Here is a 15,620-nt window from a genome sequence, read left to right on the forward strand (position 1 = left end):
GCGATCGCGTTTTGCGAAACTTATCGCAATCCCCGTTCCCGGAGTACAGCTCCCCGGTGAAAAGGTGGTCCCCCATGAAGAGATGGCGCGCGGCTTCCCTGGCCGCGGCCGTGGCTCTGGTGCTCTGCGGATGCGGAGGAACCGGTGGCCACGCCGGCGACGGTTCGGGCGGCGGCAGAGGGGAGTTACTGGTCTGGGTGGACAACACCCGCATGCCCGCGGCCCAGCAGTACAAGAAGGCCCACCCCGACCTGAGGATGCGGATCGTGACGATCCCGCCGGACGCGGGCTACGTACCCACCAAGATCTCCCTCGCCAACCGGACCGGCGGCGGCTGGCCCGACGTCGTCTTCCTCGCCAACCCCGCCGAGGCGGCCACGCTCGCCGGCCGGAAGTTCGGCTACGCGGCCCCGCTCGACACCCTGGTGCCGAAGTCCGTCCGCGACGGCTTCACCCCGGGCTCCCTCGACACCTGCACCTTCGGCGGCAGGACGTACTGCCTGCGCAACGACATCTCCCCCACCGTCCTGTGGTATGACACGACCCTCATGCGGCGGTACGGCTACTCCGTCCCCACCACCTGGGCCGCGTACCAGCGGACCGGCCTCAGGGCGGCGAAGGAGCACCCCGGCACCATTGCCGGGGCCGTCAACGGCAAGTACGGCGCCGGTATCTACTTCGGCAGCAGCGGCTGCCCCACCCGCGACACCCTCAGCCTCACCAAGGTCCACATCGACCTGACCCGTCCCGAGTGCACCCGGGTCGCCGACCTGCTGCAGCCCCTCGCCCGGGAGAGGGCCGTCACCACGGTGGTGCCCATCGACCCCGCCTTCTCCAAGTTCGGCAAGAGCGAGAAGATCCTCATGCTGCCGGCCCCCGCCTGGTTCGGCGACTTCATGTTCGGCCCCGCCTTCAAGGTGCCCAAGGGCAGGATCGCGGCCGCCCCCATGCCGACCTGGCCCGGCGAGAGCAAGCCGTACGCCGGACAGGTCGGCGGCGGTGCCCTCCTCGTCTCCGCGCACGCCGGCGAACGCACCAAGGACGCGGCGGACCTGGTGCGCTGGATGACCACCGACGTGAACCTCCAGGCCAGGCAGCCCACTTACCCGGCCTTCGCGGCAGCGGCGAAGAAGTGGGGCGAGGCCAAGTCGAAGGACCCGTACTACGCCTCCGACCCGATGCCCGCCCTCTCCGCGGCGGCGAACGCGCTGCGCCCCGGCTTCGGCGCGGTCCGCTACGAGGCCGACTGGCAGAGCAGCTTCAACGACACGCTCGTCAAGGCCTTCGACACCGGCGGCAACGCCCGTACCGCCCTGCGGAGTTGGCAGGACAAACTGGAAGCGGCGGCCAGGACCAGCGGATACACGGCCGAATGAAGACGCTCACCGCACCCCGTCGCCCCGCGGCCCCCGCCGCGGTGCCGGCGGCACCCCGCCGCCGGCGCCGCCCCGGCCGTGGAGCGGCGGTCTGGATCCTCGTCGGCCCCTACACGTTGTTCCTCGCGGTCTTCGGACTGGCGCCCGCCGGGTACGCCCTGTGGACCTCCTTCGTCCACGACGGCTCCTTCTCCGGCGGGCAGGACTGGGCGGCCGTGTTCCGCGACTACCGGCTCGGCGACGCGGCCGCCCACGTGACGACGTATCTGCTGCTGTGGCTGCCGATCCTGCTGCTGACCGTCCTGTCCCTCACCTTCACCCTGCACGCCCGCCCCGGTCGCACCACGAGCGCCCTGCAACTCGTCTACTACCTGCCCGGCGCGGTCACCGGCTCGGCCGCGGCCCTGCTGTGGCTGTTCATGGTCAGCCCGGACAGCAGCCCCTTCTCGCCCCTGCTCAAGCTGATGGACGTCGGGAGCGCCACGGACGCCCTGTCCGGCGGCAGCCTCCTCGCCGTCCTCACCGTGATGGGCGTCGCGGTGCACGCGGGCGGCTGGATCGTGGTCCTGTACGGGGCGCTCAACGCGCTCCCGCGGGACGTCCTGGAGGCGGCGCAGGTCGACGGCGCCTCGGCGTGGCGCACCATGTGGCACGTCAAGCTGCCGATGGTCCGCACCTACGTCGCGTTCGTGCTGATCTCCAGTTTCGCCTCCGGCAGCCAGGTGTTCGTCGAGCCGACCGTGCTGTCCACCGGCGCCCCCGGCCAGATCAGCCCCACCTGGTCGGTCAACCAGCTCGCCTACGTCTACGCCACCCAGGACGGTGACTTCGGCAAGGCCGCCGCACTGTCCCTGGCCATGCTCGCGGTCGGTGTACTGGCCGCCTGGATCGTGATCACCCGTACGCACATGTACGCCACCGACTCCTCCGACTCCCGGTGAGACGATGACCGTTCTGTCACGCGGTACCCGCGCCCTGTTCCTGTGCGGCGCGGCCGCCTTCTTCGGACTGCCCCTGCTCTGGCTGCTGCTGGCGCCCACCCGCACCGCCGACGACCTGATGACCGGCTCGCCGCTCGGTTTCGGCTCGCTGGGGAACGTCGGCGACGCCTGGTCGCACCTGACGTCGTACAACGACGGCGAGATCACCCTGTGGATCGGCAACTCGATCATCTACGCGGCGGGCAGCGTGGCCCTCGCCCTGCTGCTGTGTGTGCCCGCGGGCTATGTGCTCGCCAAACACGACTTCGCCGGCCGCCGTGTGCTGCTCACCCTGTCGGTGGTGACGATGATCCTGCCTCCCGCCGCACTGGTGCTCCCGCTGTACCTGGAGATGTCGGCGCTGGACCTCACCGGCACCGTCTGGTCGGTCATCCTGCCCCTGTCCTTCTACCCGTTCGGCGTCTACCTGGCCTTCCTGCACTTCCGGGCGAACCTGCCCGACAGCCTGCTGGACGCCGGACGGGTCGACGGGGCGAGCGAACTGCGGCTGTTCCGGTCGGTCGCGGTGCCCCTGGCCCGGCCCGCCATCGCGCTGATCGCCTTCTTCGGCTTCACGCGCTGCTGGACCGACTTCTTCCTGCCGTTCGTGATGCTCTCCGACGACCGCACCTTCACCCTCCAGCTCGGCCTCATGTCCCTGCTCCAGTCGACGGGCGCGGTCAACAACTCCAGCGGTTTCGCCGACCTCGACATCCACCAGCCGGAGGCGGCCCTGGCGGGGCTGGTGGCCTGCGCGCCGCTGCTGATCGGATTCGTGCTCGCGCAGCGCTTCCTGCGCACCGGGCTGCTGGCCGGGGCGGAGAAGGGCTGATGGCCGACATACGCACCGAACTCGCTGATCACGTCCGGGACTTGGTGGCGCCCGTCGTGCCCCGCTTCAGCGCGGGCCGGGCACGGGTCAGGCTCGGCGTGAACACCGCGATCCATGACGACACGGCCGCCGAACTGGAGGCGTTCGCCCGCCCCCTGTGGGGCCTGGCCCCCCTCGCGGCGGGCGACCAGGCCGTACCGCACGCCGAGTTGTGGGCCCGGGGACTGGCACACGGCAGTGATCCCGCCCATCCCGAGTACTGGGGTGAGCCGGCCGACCACGACCAGCGCATCGTCGAGATGGCCGCCGTCGGCTTCGCGCTCGCGCTCGCCCCCGAGAAGTGGTGGGACCCGCTCAGCGGCCCCGAACGCGACCGGCTGGCCCGGTGGTTGACCAGCGCACTGCACCGCGAGGTCTCCGACAACAACTGGCACTTCTTCCCGGTGCTCGTCGGCCTCGGCCTCGACCGGGTCGGGGTGTCCTACGACCACTCGCTGACCACCGCACGCCTCGACCGCCTGGAGGCCTTCTGGCTCGGCGACGGCTGGTACGCGGACGGCCCCACCGAACGGCGCGACTACTACGTGCCCTGGGCGATGCACTACTACGGGCTGCTGCACGACACCCTCACCGGCGGCGACCGCTTCAGGGAACGGGCCGCCCGTTTCGCCCTCGACTTCCGGCACTGGTTCGCCGACGACGGCGCCGCCGTCCCCTACGGCCGCAGCCTCACCTACCGCTGGGCGCAGGCCGCCTTCTGGGGCGCGTTGCCGTACGCGGGTGTCGACGCCCTGCCGTGGGGCGTCGTCAAGGGCTACCTGCTGCGGCACCTGCGCTGGTGGCGCGGGCGGCCGGTGACCGGACCAGACGGCCTGCTGTCCATCGGCTACGGCTATCCGCAGCCGGCGCTGGCCGAGCAGTACAACGCGCCGGGTTCGCCGTACTGGTCACTGAAGGCGTTCCTGCCGCTGGCCCTGCCGGCGGGGCACGCGTTCTGGACGGCGGCGGAGGAGCCGCCGGCCGTGCTGCCAGCCGTCAGTGCCCAACCGCACGCAGGCGCGGTACTGATGCGCGCCTCGGGCGACGTCACCCTGCTCGCCGGCCGCCAACACCACCCGTGGGTACGGCACGGGGCGGAGAAGTACGCCAAGTTCGCCTACTCGACCCGCTTCGGCTTCAGTCTGCCCAGTGGCAGCCTCGGCCTCCGACAGGGCGCCCACGACTCGATGCTGGCGCTGAGCGACGACGGCGGGGCGCACTACCGGGTGCGTGAGGAGCCGGCCGCGTCCTACGTCACCGCGGACACGGTCCTCAGTACCTGGCACCCGTGGCCCGACGTGGAGATCACCACGTGGCTGACCGCCGCCCCGCCCTGGCACGTACGCACCCACCGCGTCCGCACCGGCCGCACCCTGCACGGCGCCGAGGGCGGATTCGCCGTCGACCGGGACGCGGGCACCGATCGCGGCGCCGGGCCCGGGCGGGCCCGGGTGTCGGCCGCCGCGGGACTCACCGGACTGCAGGATCTCGACGGCCGCCGGCAGGGCGAGGTCGTCGACTGCCTGCCCGGCACGAACGTCCTCGCGCGCCGCACCGCGATGCCCGTGCTGGTCGGTCGACTCCCGCCCGGCGAGCACTGGTTGCGCTGCGCCGTGCTCGGCGCCCCGGCCGGACCCGAGGCCGAGGTCGCCTGGCGACATCCTCCGACCACCGCACATCCGACCACTGGAGACGGGACATGAGACTCAGACACCTGTCCGTGCTGGCCGTGACCGCGCTCCTGGCCCTACCGGTCCAGGCGCACGCGGCGACCCCCGGCCAGACCTACCACGTGACCACCAAGGGCAGCGATCACGCGTCCGGCTCGCAGGACCATCCGCTGCGCACGATCGGCGCGTGCCTGGACCGGGTCCGGCCCGGTGACACCTGCCTGATCCACCACGGCACCTACCGTGAACAACTCACCCCGCCCTCGGGCACCGAGAGCGCCCGGATCACCCTCGCCGCGTACGGCGACGGCGCGGTGACCGTCGACGGGACCCAGCCGGTGACCGGCTGGAAGAACGCCGGCGGCGGACTGGTGGCCACCGACACCCGGCTGCCGCTCGACCCGGACTTCAACGCGCTGTTCCTCGACAACACGCGTGCGGCCGAGGGGCGTTGGCCCAACTCCGGCGCCGATCCGCTGAACGCCACCTGGGCCGAGGCCGACGCCACCTCCACCGACCAGCACATCGACGACACCGACCTGCCCGACGCCGACTGGACCGGCGCCACCGTCCACCTGTGGGCGGGCTCCAACCCCTGGGCCCAGCAGACCGGCACGGTCACCGCCACAGCACCCGGCAAGCTGGACTTCAAGGGCGGCAACTACCGCTGCCCACCCCTGTGCATGGGCAACCAGACCTACCGCAACTACTACCTCGTCGGCTCGAAGGCGGCCCTCGACCAGCCTGGAGAGTGGTACTACGACAAGACCGCGCACCGCCTGTACCTCGTCCCCCCGAAAGGCGGCCTCGCCGGACACACGGTGACCGCCAAGCACCGGCTCTGGGGCGTCGACCTGAGCAACAGCTCCCACGTCACCGTGCGCGGCCTGGACCTGTGGGGCACCTCCCTGCGAACGGGCAAGTCCAGTACGGGAGTCGTCGTCGACGGGCTGCGCGCCACGTATGTCTCCGAGTTCTCCACCCTGCCCATGCCGCCGGACAGCGATCTCGCGGTCGACCCGTTCGAGGGCAACATCGTCGCCTCCCGCATCCTCGACTCCGGCGTGCAGATCCTCGGCACCGGCAACACCTTGGAGCACAGCGAGATCACGCGGTCCGCAGGTGACGGCGTCCTGGTCCGCGGCACGGGCAACACCGTCACCGACAACTACATCCACGACGTCGGCTGGATGGGCAGCTACACCCCCGGCATCGAGATCAACGGCAACGGCCACACGGTCACCCACAACACGATCCGGCGCACCGGACGGGCCGCCATCGACACCGCCTGGCAGCTCAACGGCACCGAGTTCCACGACAACCGCATCGCCTACAACGACCTCTCCGAGGCGATGCGCACCTCCCGCGACGGTTCACCCTTCTACGTCTGCTGCAGCTTGAACGGTTCCGGCACCTCCCTCGACCACAACACCGCGCACGACGCCGACGGCCAGAACGGCTACTACGTCGACAACTACTCCCATCACTTCCGGCTGCATCACAACGTCGCCTGGAACACCGGCAGTCGGGGCGTGTACTTCAACGGCCACACCGGCCCCAGCATCGCCAACGAGGACCACAACTCCAGCTACGGCGTGGGCATCAACGTCGCCTCGACCGCCCTCGGCGGCGCGACGGACGCGTCCGGCTCGTACTTCAGCAACATCGTCGGACCCAAGCCGGTCACCGCGACGAAGGCCGGCGATCCGCTGCCGGTCGTCCGCTCCAACCTGATCACCGACAGGCCCGGTTACACGGACGCCGTCAACGGCGAGCTGTGGCTGACCCCCGGCTCACCCGCCATCGACGCGGGCGAGACGATCGACGGCATCACCACCGACGCCCTGGGCACGGCACCCGACCAGGGCGCCTACGAGTACGGGGCGCCCGTCTGGTCGACCGGCTGCGACCTGCCCGGCTGCCAGCAGCGGGTGCGCCACGGGAACTGGACAGCCACCGCCGGCGACGGCACGGACGCCTCCGCCACCGTCGACGGCGACATCGACACCCGCTGGACGGGCGCCGCCCCTCAGGCCGCGGGGCAGTCGCTGACCGTCGACCTCGGCGAGAGCAAGTCCTTCCGCCGGCTCTCCCTCGACGCGGGCCGCGACACCAGCGGACAGCCGTACGGCTGGACGCTGTCCGTAAGCGGCGACGGCACGCACTTCGGTGACCCGCTCGCCCGCGTCTCCGGCCGCTCCTTCACCCAGGACGCGGTCCTCCCCCGCCAGACCACGGCCCGCTACCTGCGCCTCACCCTGACCGCGAGCGGACCGGCCCCCTGGGTCGTCAACGACATCCGCCTCTACGGCGACGGGCCCGACACCGCCTCGACGCTCCAGGCGGAACAGGCCACCTCGGTGCGGGGAACGGAACGCGGCACGGCGGCCACCGGCGTCCTGGGCTCCGGTGACCGGCTGGGCTTCCGTACGGCGAGCGTCCGCGGCCGGCACCTCACCGTGCGCCTCGCGCCCGCCTGCGCCGACGGCTGCTCGCTCCAGGTACGCCTCGACGCACCGGACGGCCCGGTGGCGGCGGTCGTACCCGTCACGGGCACCGGCGGCTGGCAGGAACAGCCGGTGACCCTGCGGCGCGAGGTCACCGGCACGCACGACCTCTATGTGGTGGCGAGGGGCGGTGGCCCGGTCGCCGCGCTCGACTGGCTGACACTCCGCCCCTGACGGCGCCCCTCACGGACCGGGCGGCGGACCGGCAACCCGCCGCCCGGTCCCGGCGGTCGACGTCGTGTCCGCGTTTCCCGAGCGGCTCCAGGGCGAGATCTCCGGCCCCTCGCGCAGCGTCTCCAGCCTCCCGCCCACGGCCTTTCCACCGCACCGGACCGGATCGGTTCAGAAGGCACACCTCCTGGTCAGTCGACCAGCCGCGGCGGTCGCAGCCGTCGGCGGCGGATCGCGGGGGCGGCTGCCGACAGGGCCAGGCCGAGCAGGGAGACGGCCCCGACGGCCGACCCGAGACGCAACCCCGGCGGACGGAACGTGCAGGTGAGGCTGGTGGCGGAGCCGTCGAGGGGCACGGCGACGAGTCCGTGGAAGCTTCCGGCGGGTACGGCGGAGGCGTCCCCCGTGGCGCAGCGCCAGCCGGCGATACGGGGTGCCGCGAGGACCGCGACACCCGTGCTGCCGGCCGGGAGGTGCGCGCGGACCGTACCGTCCGAGACACTCACGTCGGTGGCACCGGTCTTCGCCAGCCGTGCGGCGACGCCCCGAAGGCGGGCGGTGTCCAGGCAGCCGACCGCACCTTCGGGAACGACGCTGGGAACATTCGGGAACAGTTCGACCCGCAGACGCCCGGTGTCCGCCACGGTGCCGAGCCGCTGCATGGCGGCGATCTTGGTGAGGGGGTCGGAGCGGAACCGCCCGGTCAGGCCGTGCGCGGCGGAGCCGCCGAGCCGTGCGGTCCCCGCGAAGTGCGGAGCCCATAGATAGACCTCGCTGCCGGCCCGGCAGCGCGCGGTGATCGTCGGCACGCGGTCGGCCCCGGCGGGCAGCGCGTCCAGACGCCGTCCCGGACCCCACTTCCCCGCACGGCCCGCCGGCTTCCCGTCGCCGGTGCGCACCGTGAGGCGGGGCACGGTGTAGACCCGGCTGCCCAGCAGCAGTTCCTGGTTGCGGTACGGCGACGCGCCGAAGCCCGCGTGCTCCGCGGCGCCGGAGGGCCGTACCGTGACCAGGGGCGGGACCTGCCGGCGGGAGACCGTCACCCCGCTGCCGTCCTGGGGGAACCAGTTCTGGTGCGGGTCGGGCGGGGAGTGCACCCGGGCCCCGACCGAGAAGACGACGTCCGTGACCGCGTTGTCCAGGCTCTGCGGGCTGCGGCCGCCCGAGGTCCAGCCGCCTCCCAGCGCGGTCAGCGTGCTGCTGAGGACGGCGGAGGTGTGACTGCTGTAGTACTGGGCGCCCTGGCCGCCGACCATCATCGGGTCGTTGCCGACGGTCTGCTCCCGGCCCGGGTCGGTGCGGTACCGGGGCCACCCGTCGGCGTCCGAGACAGCCGCCCGCTGACTCTCCTGGCGCGTGCCCCAGGGCGCGTAGTCGTCCATGCTCACCAGCCGCAGCCGGGCGGCCACGGCCGAGGTGGCGGTCGCCTCGCCGCACTGGGCGGCGACGAGCAGCGTCGCCGCCCCTGCCACGAGCAGCGTCCGGCGCGGGCTGCCGTCCGCCCGCCGGCCGGCCGCGCGCAGCAGGACCAGGCCGGCCAGCGCGGCCAGGGCGCCGGCCAGCAGCACCGGCCAGACGAACCACCGCACCAGGCCGCTGCGACTGGCGACGGCGGCGAGCAGGACCAGCAGCGCGCCCGCCGCACCCAGTGCGCGCAGGTCCGGAGGGCCGTACGACAGCGTGTGCCAGGCGGCGATGACCAGCAGCGCGCACACGACGAACGCCTCGCGGTAGGAGCTGCCCTGCGGGGTGGTGAAGGCGTGCCAGGCCAGATGGGTCGGCTCCCACTGCATCGACACGGTCACCGCGACCAGCAGCAGCGTCCAGCCGGCCCGGACCCCGCGCGGCGCCGCCCGGTGGAACGGCAGTGCGAGAGCGAGCAGCAGGGCCGTGGTGCCCGCGAACACGGCGGGCGATCCGAAGCTGTACGTCGCCGGCAGCAGCCGGGCCAGCACGTCCTCCCCCGACACCGGGGCGAAGTGGGTGAACCGGCCCGGCGAGGCGTGCCGGGTGCCGAAGTAGACCACCGTCACGAGCGGCGCCGCCAGCCCCACCCCGAGGCCGAACCGCACGCCGGCCCGGCCCGCCGCCGCGAGCCTCCGACGGCGTGACAGGTCCGCCAGGAGCAGCCGCAGCGCCAGCACCAGACAGGCGGCGAGGGTGGCCATGTACGCGGTGTAGAAGTTCGCGATCCAGGCCAGGGCCACCACCAGCACGCTCAGGACGCGGCGCCGGTCACGGAGCGTCCACTCGCCGACCAGGCACAGCAGCGGCAGCGCGATCAGCCCGTCGAGCCACATCGGGTTGTATGCCGCGTCCGCCACACTCCACCCGCACAGGGCGTACGAGGCCCCCAGCAGTCCCGCCGCCCACCAGCGGCCCGGCCGCACGGAGAGCAGCAGCGAGGCCATCACCGCGCCCGCGCAGGCGGACTTCAGCAGCGTGATCACATAGAGGGCGAGGTCGATCTCGTCCCGCGGGAACACGCCCACGAGCAGGGCGAACGGACTGCTGAGATAGGTGCCGAAATCCGGCAGGAAACTGGCGCCGAATCCCGACTGCCAGTTGACCAGGAGACCGCCGTCGGCGCGTCCGTGCAGCAGATCCCACAGGTGGGCGTGGAAAGGGAGGTACTGGTTGCCCAGGTCGTTGACACTGCGGGTGCGCGGCCCGAAGGGATAACTGCGGGCGACGGTACTGGCCGCGCACAGCACCGTGACGGTGAGGGCCGCCGCGAGAAGCCCGGCGGCCCGCCGCGCCCTGGACGGATGCAGCAGCCGCGTCAGCAGCGGTGCGCGCTGGTCGTCCGGGTGGTCGTTCCGGCCGGACGGCCGACCGGCGGGCCGCTCCGGGCGGAGGGCCGGGATCCGCCCGCCAGTGCCGGCCGTCGCGCTCCCCCGCCCCTGCCCGCCCCCGGATGTCACGCGATACCCCCGGTACGCGCACGGTACCGAGACGCGTCACAGCGCGGATCGAACCCACCAGGCACAGCAGCCCCCCACATCCACCGTCAATTCGCCGAATTAGACGGGGAACCCCGCCGCATGGTTGTGCGACTGGGGAAAGCGAAGTCGCAATTAAGTGCCACTGGGCGGGCATTGCGTGCGGAACTGCGAGGAGAAAAAGAGAGATGAGGAAATACGGAATGAAGAAGAGCTGTCACACACATGAATAGCGGGTGACGTCACCGACGTCGCCGTCGACCCCGACAGTCCGCCGAATGCCGGACGGCGAGAGATGGGCGGGTCGGCCGGGGGCACCCTGGCGGCGGCCGTCTCCCGCGGCGGCGGCCTGGGACTGCCGGGCGGCGGGGGTGACGACCAGGAGTAGCCGGCAGGCAACTGTCCCGTGCCGGCCGACGAAGGCGCCGGCAATGCGTGGGGCGTCGGGTGTTCGGCGTCGGCGATCGACGACTGCGTACTCGCGCGAGCGCTGGAGCACGAACCGGCGGCGGTGATGCTGCCCTTCGGTGACCCCGGTCCGTTCGCACCGCGGGTCCGCGGCTCCGGCGCGGCACTGACCGTCCAGGTCACGGACCTGGTGGCTGCCTCCCTGACCAACCAGGCCCCGTACTGCTGACGCGACCGAAGACCGCCGACCGATACCCGCTGCCCGCTGCCGTGAGGTTCGCCCCCGCCACGGCAACATCGCGGCCTCCTTCGGCCGGGGCCCGCCGAGTCGCCACGCTCAGGCGTCGCCTCCGCGTGAGCCTCCGCCGGCGGGCGCCCCCTGGCGGCCCGCCGTGACGGCCTTGAACTCGGCCAGCGACTCCCGTACCACCTGCACCATGGGGCGTTCCTCGGCCGCGCCGATCCAGCGCTCGAAGCCGACCTTGAAGACGGCGACTCCGGCCTCCGCGGTCAGGCTCGCGGCCGGTTCGGCGACACCGCGCCGGCGCAGGGCGTCGGCGAGCGCGGCCGAGACGGAGGCGAGCTTGATCAGCTCGCGCTCCCGGAGTTCCGCGTTCGCCGTGATCACGGCCTGTCGCTTCCGCGCGTGCGCGTGCCGGTCGGCGAACATCTCGCAGACCGCGTCGAGGCCCACCGCCATCGCGTCGATCGGCGACGCGGACTCCGGGGCCCCGGCGACCGCCTGCACGAACCGCTCCTCCAACTCGCCGGAGCCGAAAAGGACTTCACGCTTGTCGGCGTAGTGCCGGAAGAAGGTCCGTTCCGTGAGCCCGGCCCGTCTGGCGATCTCCGCCACGGTGGTCTGCTCGAACCCGCGCTCACCGTAGAGCTGCAGCGCCGCCTCGGCCAGGCGCCCGCGCGCGTTCGGCTCCCATCTACCCATGCGCGCATCCTACGTGATGACAGTCACTGACATCAGGTGATACCGTCGATGACAGTTACTGACATCAACAGTTGGGGACCTCCCATGCGTATCTTCGTGACCGGCGCGTCCGGCTGGCTCGGCTCCGCCGTCGTACCCGAGCTCCTCGACGCGGGGCACCAGGTGGTCGGACTCGCCCGTTCCGGCACCTCCGCCGCCGCGCTCACCGCGGCCGGGGCCGAGGTGGTCCGCGGCACCGTCGACGACCTCGGCGTCCTGCGGGACGCGGCCGCCGCTTCGGACGGGGTGATCCACCTCGCCTTCAAGCACGACATCGCCTTCAGCGGCGACTTCCAGGGTGCGGCCGACGCCGATCGCCGCGCTGTGGACACCTTCGGCGACGCCCTCGCCGGCAGCGACCGGCCCTTCGTCCTCGCCTCCGGCCTGGCCGGTCTCGCGCCGGGGCGGGTGGCCACCGAGGAGGACATGCCGTCGATCGACGGCTCACCGATGTCGACCCGCGCGGCGACCTCCCTGGCGACGCTCGACCTCGCCACGCGCGGCGTGCGCTCCTCCGTGGTGCGGCTCTCACCGACCTGCCACGGCGAGGGGGACAACGGCTTCATGGCCATGCTCGTCTCCGTGGCCCGCGCCAAGGGCGCCTCCGGCCACATCGGCGAGGACACCGGCCGCTGGCCCGCCGTACACCGTCTCGACGCGGCACGACTGTTCCGCCTCGCGGTCGAGAAGGCCCCGCCCGGGTCCGTCCTGCACGGCACCGCGGAGGAAGGGGTCGCGATCCGCGACGTCGCCGGAGTGATCGGCCGCCACCTCGGCGTGCCGGTGACCTCCGTGGCCCCCGAGGCCGCACAGGAGCACTTCGGCTGGCTGGGCGCCTTCATCGGCCTCGACTTCTCCGCGTCGAACACCCTCACCCGCAAACTGCTGGACTGGGAGCCCACCCACCCCGGCCTCCTCGCGGACCTCGACGAGGGCCACTACTTCCGCGCCCCGACCGCCACGGCCTGACCCCGCCACCCCGCCCGTCCACCGGCATGTCCGACGATTCCGGACAGTGATCGGTTCGGGCCGCGCGATGCGGGGGCACTCAGCGGGTGGAGAAAGGGGGGCCGGCCGGAAGGAGGACCCCCATGGCCAGGAGCGGCGACCGGAAGAAGAACCTCCGCACGGGCGACAAGGTGACCTGGAGCAGCCACGGCAGCCAGACGGAGGGCACCGTGGAGAGGAAGATCACCCAGAGGACCGAGTCCTCCGGACGGACGGTGGACGCCTCGCCCGACGACCCGCAGTACGAGGTGCGCAGCGACACGCCCGGCCGCTCGGCGGTCCACAAGCCCCCGGCCCTGAGGAAGAAGAAGTAGGCGCCGTGGAAACGGACGCCGGAAACCGGGGTCACGATCCCCTCGACAGCTGAACCGGGGGCCGCGCCCCCTCGATTGCGGGACATGACACTCCTGCGGCAACCCGGCCGTGGTACGCCTGTGCCGTCACCGCCCGGTCGGACGGTGACGGCACAGGGCTGCGGGCAGACCCGCGGTCTCACGGCTAGCCGCGCCGTCCCGAGGGATCGTGAGCGAGTGCGTCCCGGTCCCCGTCGGCGGCCGGTCCGGCACCGGCGGGTTCGGCTTCCGTGCCGGCCGGTGCTTCCCGGGCCCGGTCCGCGTGCCCCGGCCACCACGCCGCGTGGCCGATCAGCGCGGTGAGGCTCGGCGTGAAGAACATCGCCATCACGAAGGCGGCGACGGCGATACCGAAGGAGACGGCGAAACCCATCTCCGTGAGCAGCGCGTTGCCCGCCAGCATCATCGTGGCGAAGGTCGCCGCGAGGATGAAACCCGCCGCGGCCACGGTGGGCCCGGCATGCCTCAACGCCATACCGGCAGCCTCACGCGGACTCCGGCCCTCGCGGGCCTCCTCGCGAAGCCGGGCGATCATGAGGATGTTGTAGTCCGTGCCGATGGCGACCACGAACAGGTACATGATCACGGGCAGCATGAACATCAGGCCCGAGTGTCCCTGCCCGTCCTGGAAGATCCACACGGTGGCACCGAGGGTCGCGCCGAAGCCGAGCCCCACCGAGGCCATCAGGTAAAGGGGGGCGACCACGCTGCGCAGCAGGAGCCCCAGGATGACCATGATCAGGATCGCGGCGACGGGGAAGACCGTCCGATAGTCGTGGTTGACCGCCGTGTCGATGTCCTTGTAGATCGAGGACATGCCGCCGACGAGGGCCTCGGTGCCCTTGGGTGCGTCGGAGTGCGCCACGTCCCGCACCCTGCCCACGGTGTCGATCGCCTGGTCCGTGGACGCCTCGTACTTGAGGGTGACGGTGAAGTCCGCGGTGGTGCCGTCCTTGTTCACCTGCGTCATGCGGGCGCTCGCCACACCGTCGACGGCGCCGAGCTTCTTCGCGTACGCGGCGAAGGCGGCCTTGTCCAGCGGGCCGGCGTCGGTGCTCGACAGGTAGACGTCGGTGGGTGCGGCGGCGCCCGCCGAGTACGCCTTCTGCATGTCGTCCTGGACGACCATCGACTCCTTGGTCTTGGGCATGGAGCCCGAGGCCAGGTCGAAGGTGGCGTTGTAGCCGAACACGCCGAGGGACAGCGCGACCAGCACCAGGCCGGAGACCGCGGTGGTCAGGGCCGGGCGGCGCTGCACTCCGCGGCCGAGGGCGGCGAAGCGGGCGTTCTCCGGCTCGCGCTGCCAGGTCCTGGAGGGCCAGAACACCTTCGGTCCGATGAGCGAGACCACGGCCGGGACCAGGGTCAGACCAGCCACCAGGGTGACGCCGACCGCGATGGCCAGGGCCGGGCCCATCTGCTTGAGGAAGCCCAGCGTGGACAGGATGAGGGCCAGGAAGGCGATGATGACGGCTCCGGCCGCCGAGGCGATGGCCTCACCGACCCGGCCGACCGCGTTGATCATCGCCTGCTTCGACTCGTCCCCCGCCCGCAGACGTTCGCGGTAGCGGAACATCAGGAAGAGGAAGTAGTCCGTGCCCACGCCGAACAGCACGACGATGAGGATCGAGGAGACCGAGCTGTTGGCCTGGAGGTCGAAGAGTTCGGTGGCGTAGGCGATCAGCCCGTTGGCGATGGCGGCCACCACACCGATCAGGACCAGCGGCAGTACGGCCAAGATCGGCGCCCGGAAAATGATCAGCATGGTCACCAGGATGATCAGGAAGGTGCCGATCCCGATCAGTGCCTGACCGCGTTTGGACGAGTCCTGTTGGTCGAGGGCCTGCGCGGCGGAGCCGCCGAGTTTGACGTCGAGGTTCGTGCCCCTGGCGAGCTGCTTGACGTCCTCCCGCAACACCTTGGCCGCGTCCGCCTGTTCGGGCTGACCGGCGTTCCTGTTGTCCATCTGGACCAGGGTGAGGGCGTACCTGCCGTCCTCGGACGGCTGGCCGGGGACGACCTTCTGCACCTGGTCGATGTTCTTCTCGCCCAGCTCCGTGGTGATCCGGGCGACGTCCTTCTTGTCGGCGGCGGTGAGCCTGCCGCCGTCGGTGCGCTGGTACAGCGCGATCGCGGACGGGGTGAAGGCGCTGGGGAACGCCCTCTCCTGGAGTTCCGCCGCCTTGATGGACTCGTAGCTCTTGGGCAGGAAACTGCTCTCGTCGCTGTTCGAGGGCAGGCTCGGGGCGGTGGCGACGATCGCCACCGCCGCGATGAGCCACGCCACGATCGTCCAGACGGGATGTCGGACGACGGTGTTCCCAATACGTCGAAACATGCGGGGGGTCCTCC

General features: G+C 71.9%; 11 protein-coding genes. 8 read left to right on the forward strand and 3 right to left on the reverse strand.

The window, feature by feature from the left end:
- Positions 1 to 74: 74 nt before the first annotated feature.
- The 5 genes from AC07AZ_RS16925 to AC07AZ_RS16945 are packed head-to-tail and all read left to right on the forward strand — an operon-like array spanning position 75 to position 7,578.
- Positions 75 to 1,376 (forward strand): ABC transporter substrate-binding protein, encoded by a 1,302-nt coding sequence (locus tag AC07AZ_RS16925; RefSeq protein ID WP_478848334.1) that lies wholly within the window; start codon positions 75 to 77, stop codon positions 1,374 to 1,376.
- Positions 1,373 to 2,317 (forward strand): carbohydrate ABC transporter permease, encoded by a 945-nt coding sequence (locus AC07AZ_RS16930; protein WP_478848336.1) that lies wholly within the window; start codon positions 1,373 to 1,375, stop codon positions 2,315 to 2,317. Before AC07AZ_RS16925 ends, AC07AZ_RS16930 begins: the two co-directional genes overlap by 4 nt.
- Positions 2,318 to 2,321: 4 nt before the next feature.
- Positions 2,322 to 3,188, forward strand: coding sequence for a carbohydrate ABC transporter permease (locus tag AC07AZ_RS16935; protein WP_478848338.1), 867 nt, complete (start codon positions 2,322 to 2,324; stop codon positions 3,186 to 3,188).
- Positions 3,188 to 4,930, forward strand: a complete 1,743-nt coding sequence (locus AC07AZ_RS16940; RefSeq protein WP_478848340.1) for a DUF2264 domain-containing protein — start codon at positions 3,188 to 3,190, stop codon at positions 4,928 to 4,930. Before AC07AZ_RS16935 ends, AC07AZ_RS16940 begins: the two co-directional genes overlap by 1 nt.
- A complete protein-coding gene (locus tag AC07AZ_RS16945; RefSeq protein WP_478848342.1) occupies positions 4,927 to 7,578 on the forward strand; it encodes a discoidin domain-containing protein in 2,652 nt (883 codons plus the stop codon). The genes AC07AZ_RS16940 and AC07AZ_RS16945 overlap by 4 nt, the downstream gene beginning before the upstream one ends.
- A gap of 188 nt (positions 7,579 to 7,766) precedes the next feature.
- Here AC07AZ_RS16945 and AC07AZ_RS16950 read toward each other — a convergent pair whose 3' ends face one another.
- Positions 7,767 to 10,361: a YfhO family protein gene (locus AC07AZ_RS16950; RefSeq protein WP_478848692.1), complete on the reverse strand. Its 2,595-nt coding sequence runs from the start codon at positions 10,359 to 10,361 to the stop codon at positions 7,767 to 7,769.
- A 562-nt stretch (positions 10,362 to 10,923) separates the two neighbouring features.
- On the opposite strand from AC07AZ_RS16950, the gene AC07AZ_RS16955 reads away from it, so the two are divergent.
- The gene (locus AC07AZ_RS16955; RefSeq protein WP_478848344.1) at positions 10,924 to 11,154 is read left to right on the forward strand and encodes a hypothetical protein; all 231 of its coding nucleotides are present in this window, start codon (positions 10,924 to 10,926) and stop codon (positions 11,152 to 11,154) included.
- Between the two features lie 108 nt (positions 11,155 to 11,262).
- On the opposite strand, the gene AC07AZ_RS16960 is transcribed toward AC07AZ_RS16955, so the two are convergent.
- On the reverse strand, positions 11,263 to 11,868 hold the full coding sequence (locus AC07AZ_RS16960) for a TetR/AcrR family transcriptional regulator (RefSeq protein WP_478848346.1): 606 nt from the start codon (positions 11,866 to 11,868) through the stop codon (positions 11,263 to 11,265).
- Positions 11,869 to 11,952: 84 nt separating this feature from the next.
- On the opposite strand from AC07AZ_RS16960, the gene AC07AZ_RS16965 reads away from it, so the two are divergent.
- Together AC07AZ_RS16965 and AC07AZ_RS16970 are read left to right on the forward strand one after the other, a co-directional pair.
- Complete coding sequence (locus tag AC07AZ_RS16965) at positions 11,953 to 12,876, forward strand: SDR family oxidoreductase (protein ID WP_478848348.1); 924 nt, start codon at positions 11,953 to 11,955, stop codon at positions 12,874 to 12,876.
- Between the two features lie 122 nt (positions 12,877 to 12,998).
- The gene (locus AC07AZ_RS16970; protein ID WP_478848350.1) at positions 12,999 to 13,229 is read left to right on the forward strand and encodes a hypervirulence associated TUDOR domain-containing protein; all 231 of its coding nucleotides are present in this window, start codon (positions 12,999 to 13,001) and stop codon (positions 13,227 to 13,229) included.
- 184 nt (positions 13,230 to 13,413) lie between these two features.
- Here AC07AZ_RS16970 and AC07AZ_RS16975 read toward each other — a convergent pair whose 3' ends face one another.
- Positions 13,414 to 15,606, reverse strand: a complete 2,193-nt coding sequence (locus AC07AZ_RS16975) for an MMPL family transporter (RefSeq protein WP_478848352.1) — start codon at positions 15,604 to 15,606, stop codon at positions 13,414 to 13,416.
- Between the last annotated feature and the right edge of the window lie 14 nt (positions 15,607 to 15,620).

It is taken from the genome of Streptomyces sp. NPDC043878 (assembly GCF_056435735.1).

Coding starts and splice junctions, on each gene's coding strand:
- AC07AZ_RS16965 (WP_478848348.1), top strand. CDS start 11,953: ATGCGTATCTTCGTGACCGGCGCGTCCGGCTGGCTCGGCTCCGCCGTC.
- AC07AZ_RS16935 (WP_478848338.1), top strand. CDS start 2,322: ATGACCGTTCTGTCACGCGGTACCCGCGCCCTGTTCCTGTGCGGCGCG.
- AC07AZ_RS16970 (WP_478848350.1), top strand. CDS start 12,999: ATGGCCAGGAGCGGCGACCGGAAGAAGAACCTCCGCACGGGCGACAAG.
- AC07AZ_RS16960 (WP_478848346.1), bottom strand. CDS start 11,868: ATGGGTAGATGGGAGCCGAACGCGCGCGGGCGCCTGGCCGAGGCGGCG.
- AC07AZ_RS16975 (WP_478848352.1), bottom strand. CDS start 15,606: ATGTTTCGACGTATTGGGAACACCGTCGTCCGACATCCCGTCTGGACG.
- AC07AZ_RS16925 (WP_478848334.1), top strand. CDS start 75: ATGAAGAGATGGCGCGCGGCTTCCCTGGCCGCGGCCGTGGCTCTGGTG.
- AC07AZ_RS16945 (WP_478848342.1), top strand. CDS start 4,927: ATGAGACTCAGACACCTGTCCGTGCTGGCCGTGACCGCGCTCCTGGCC.
- AC07AZ_RS16940 (WP_478848340.1), top strand. CDS start 3,188: ATGGCCGACATACGCACCGAACTCGCTGATCACGTCCGGGACTTGGTG.
- AC07AZ_RS16930 (WP_478848336.1), top strand. CDS start 1,373: ATGAAGACGCTCACCGCACCCCGTCGCCCCGCGGCCCCCGCCGCGGTG.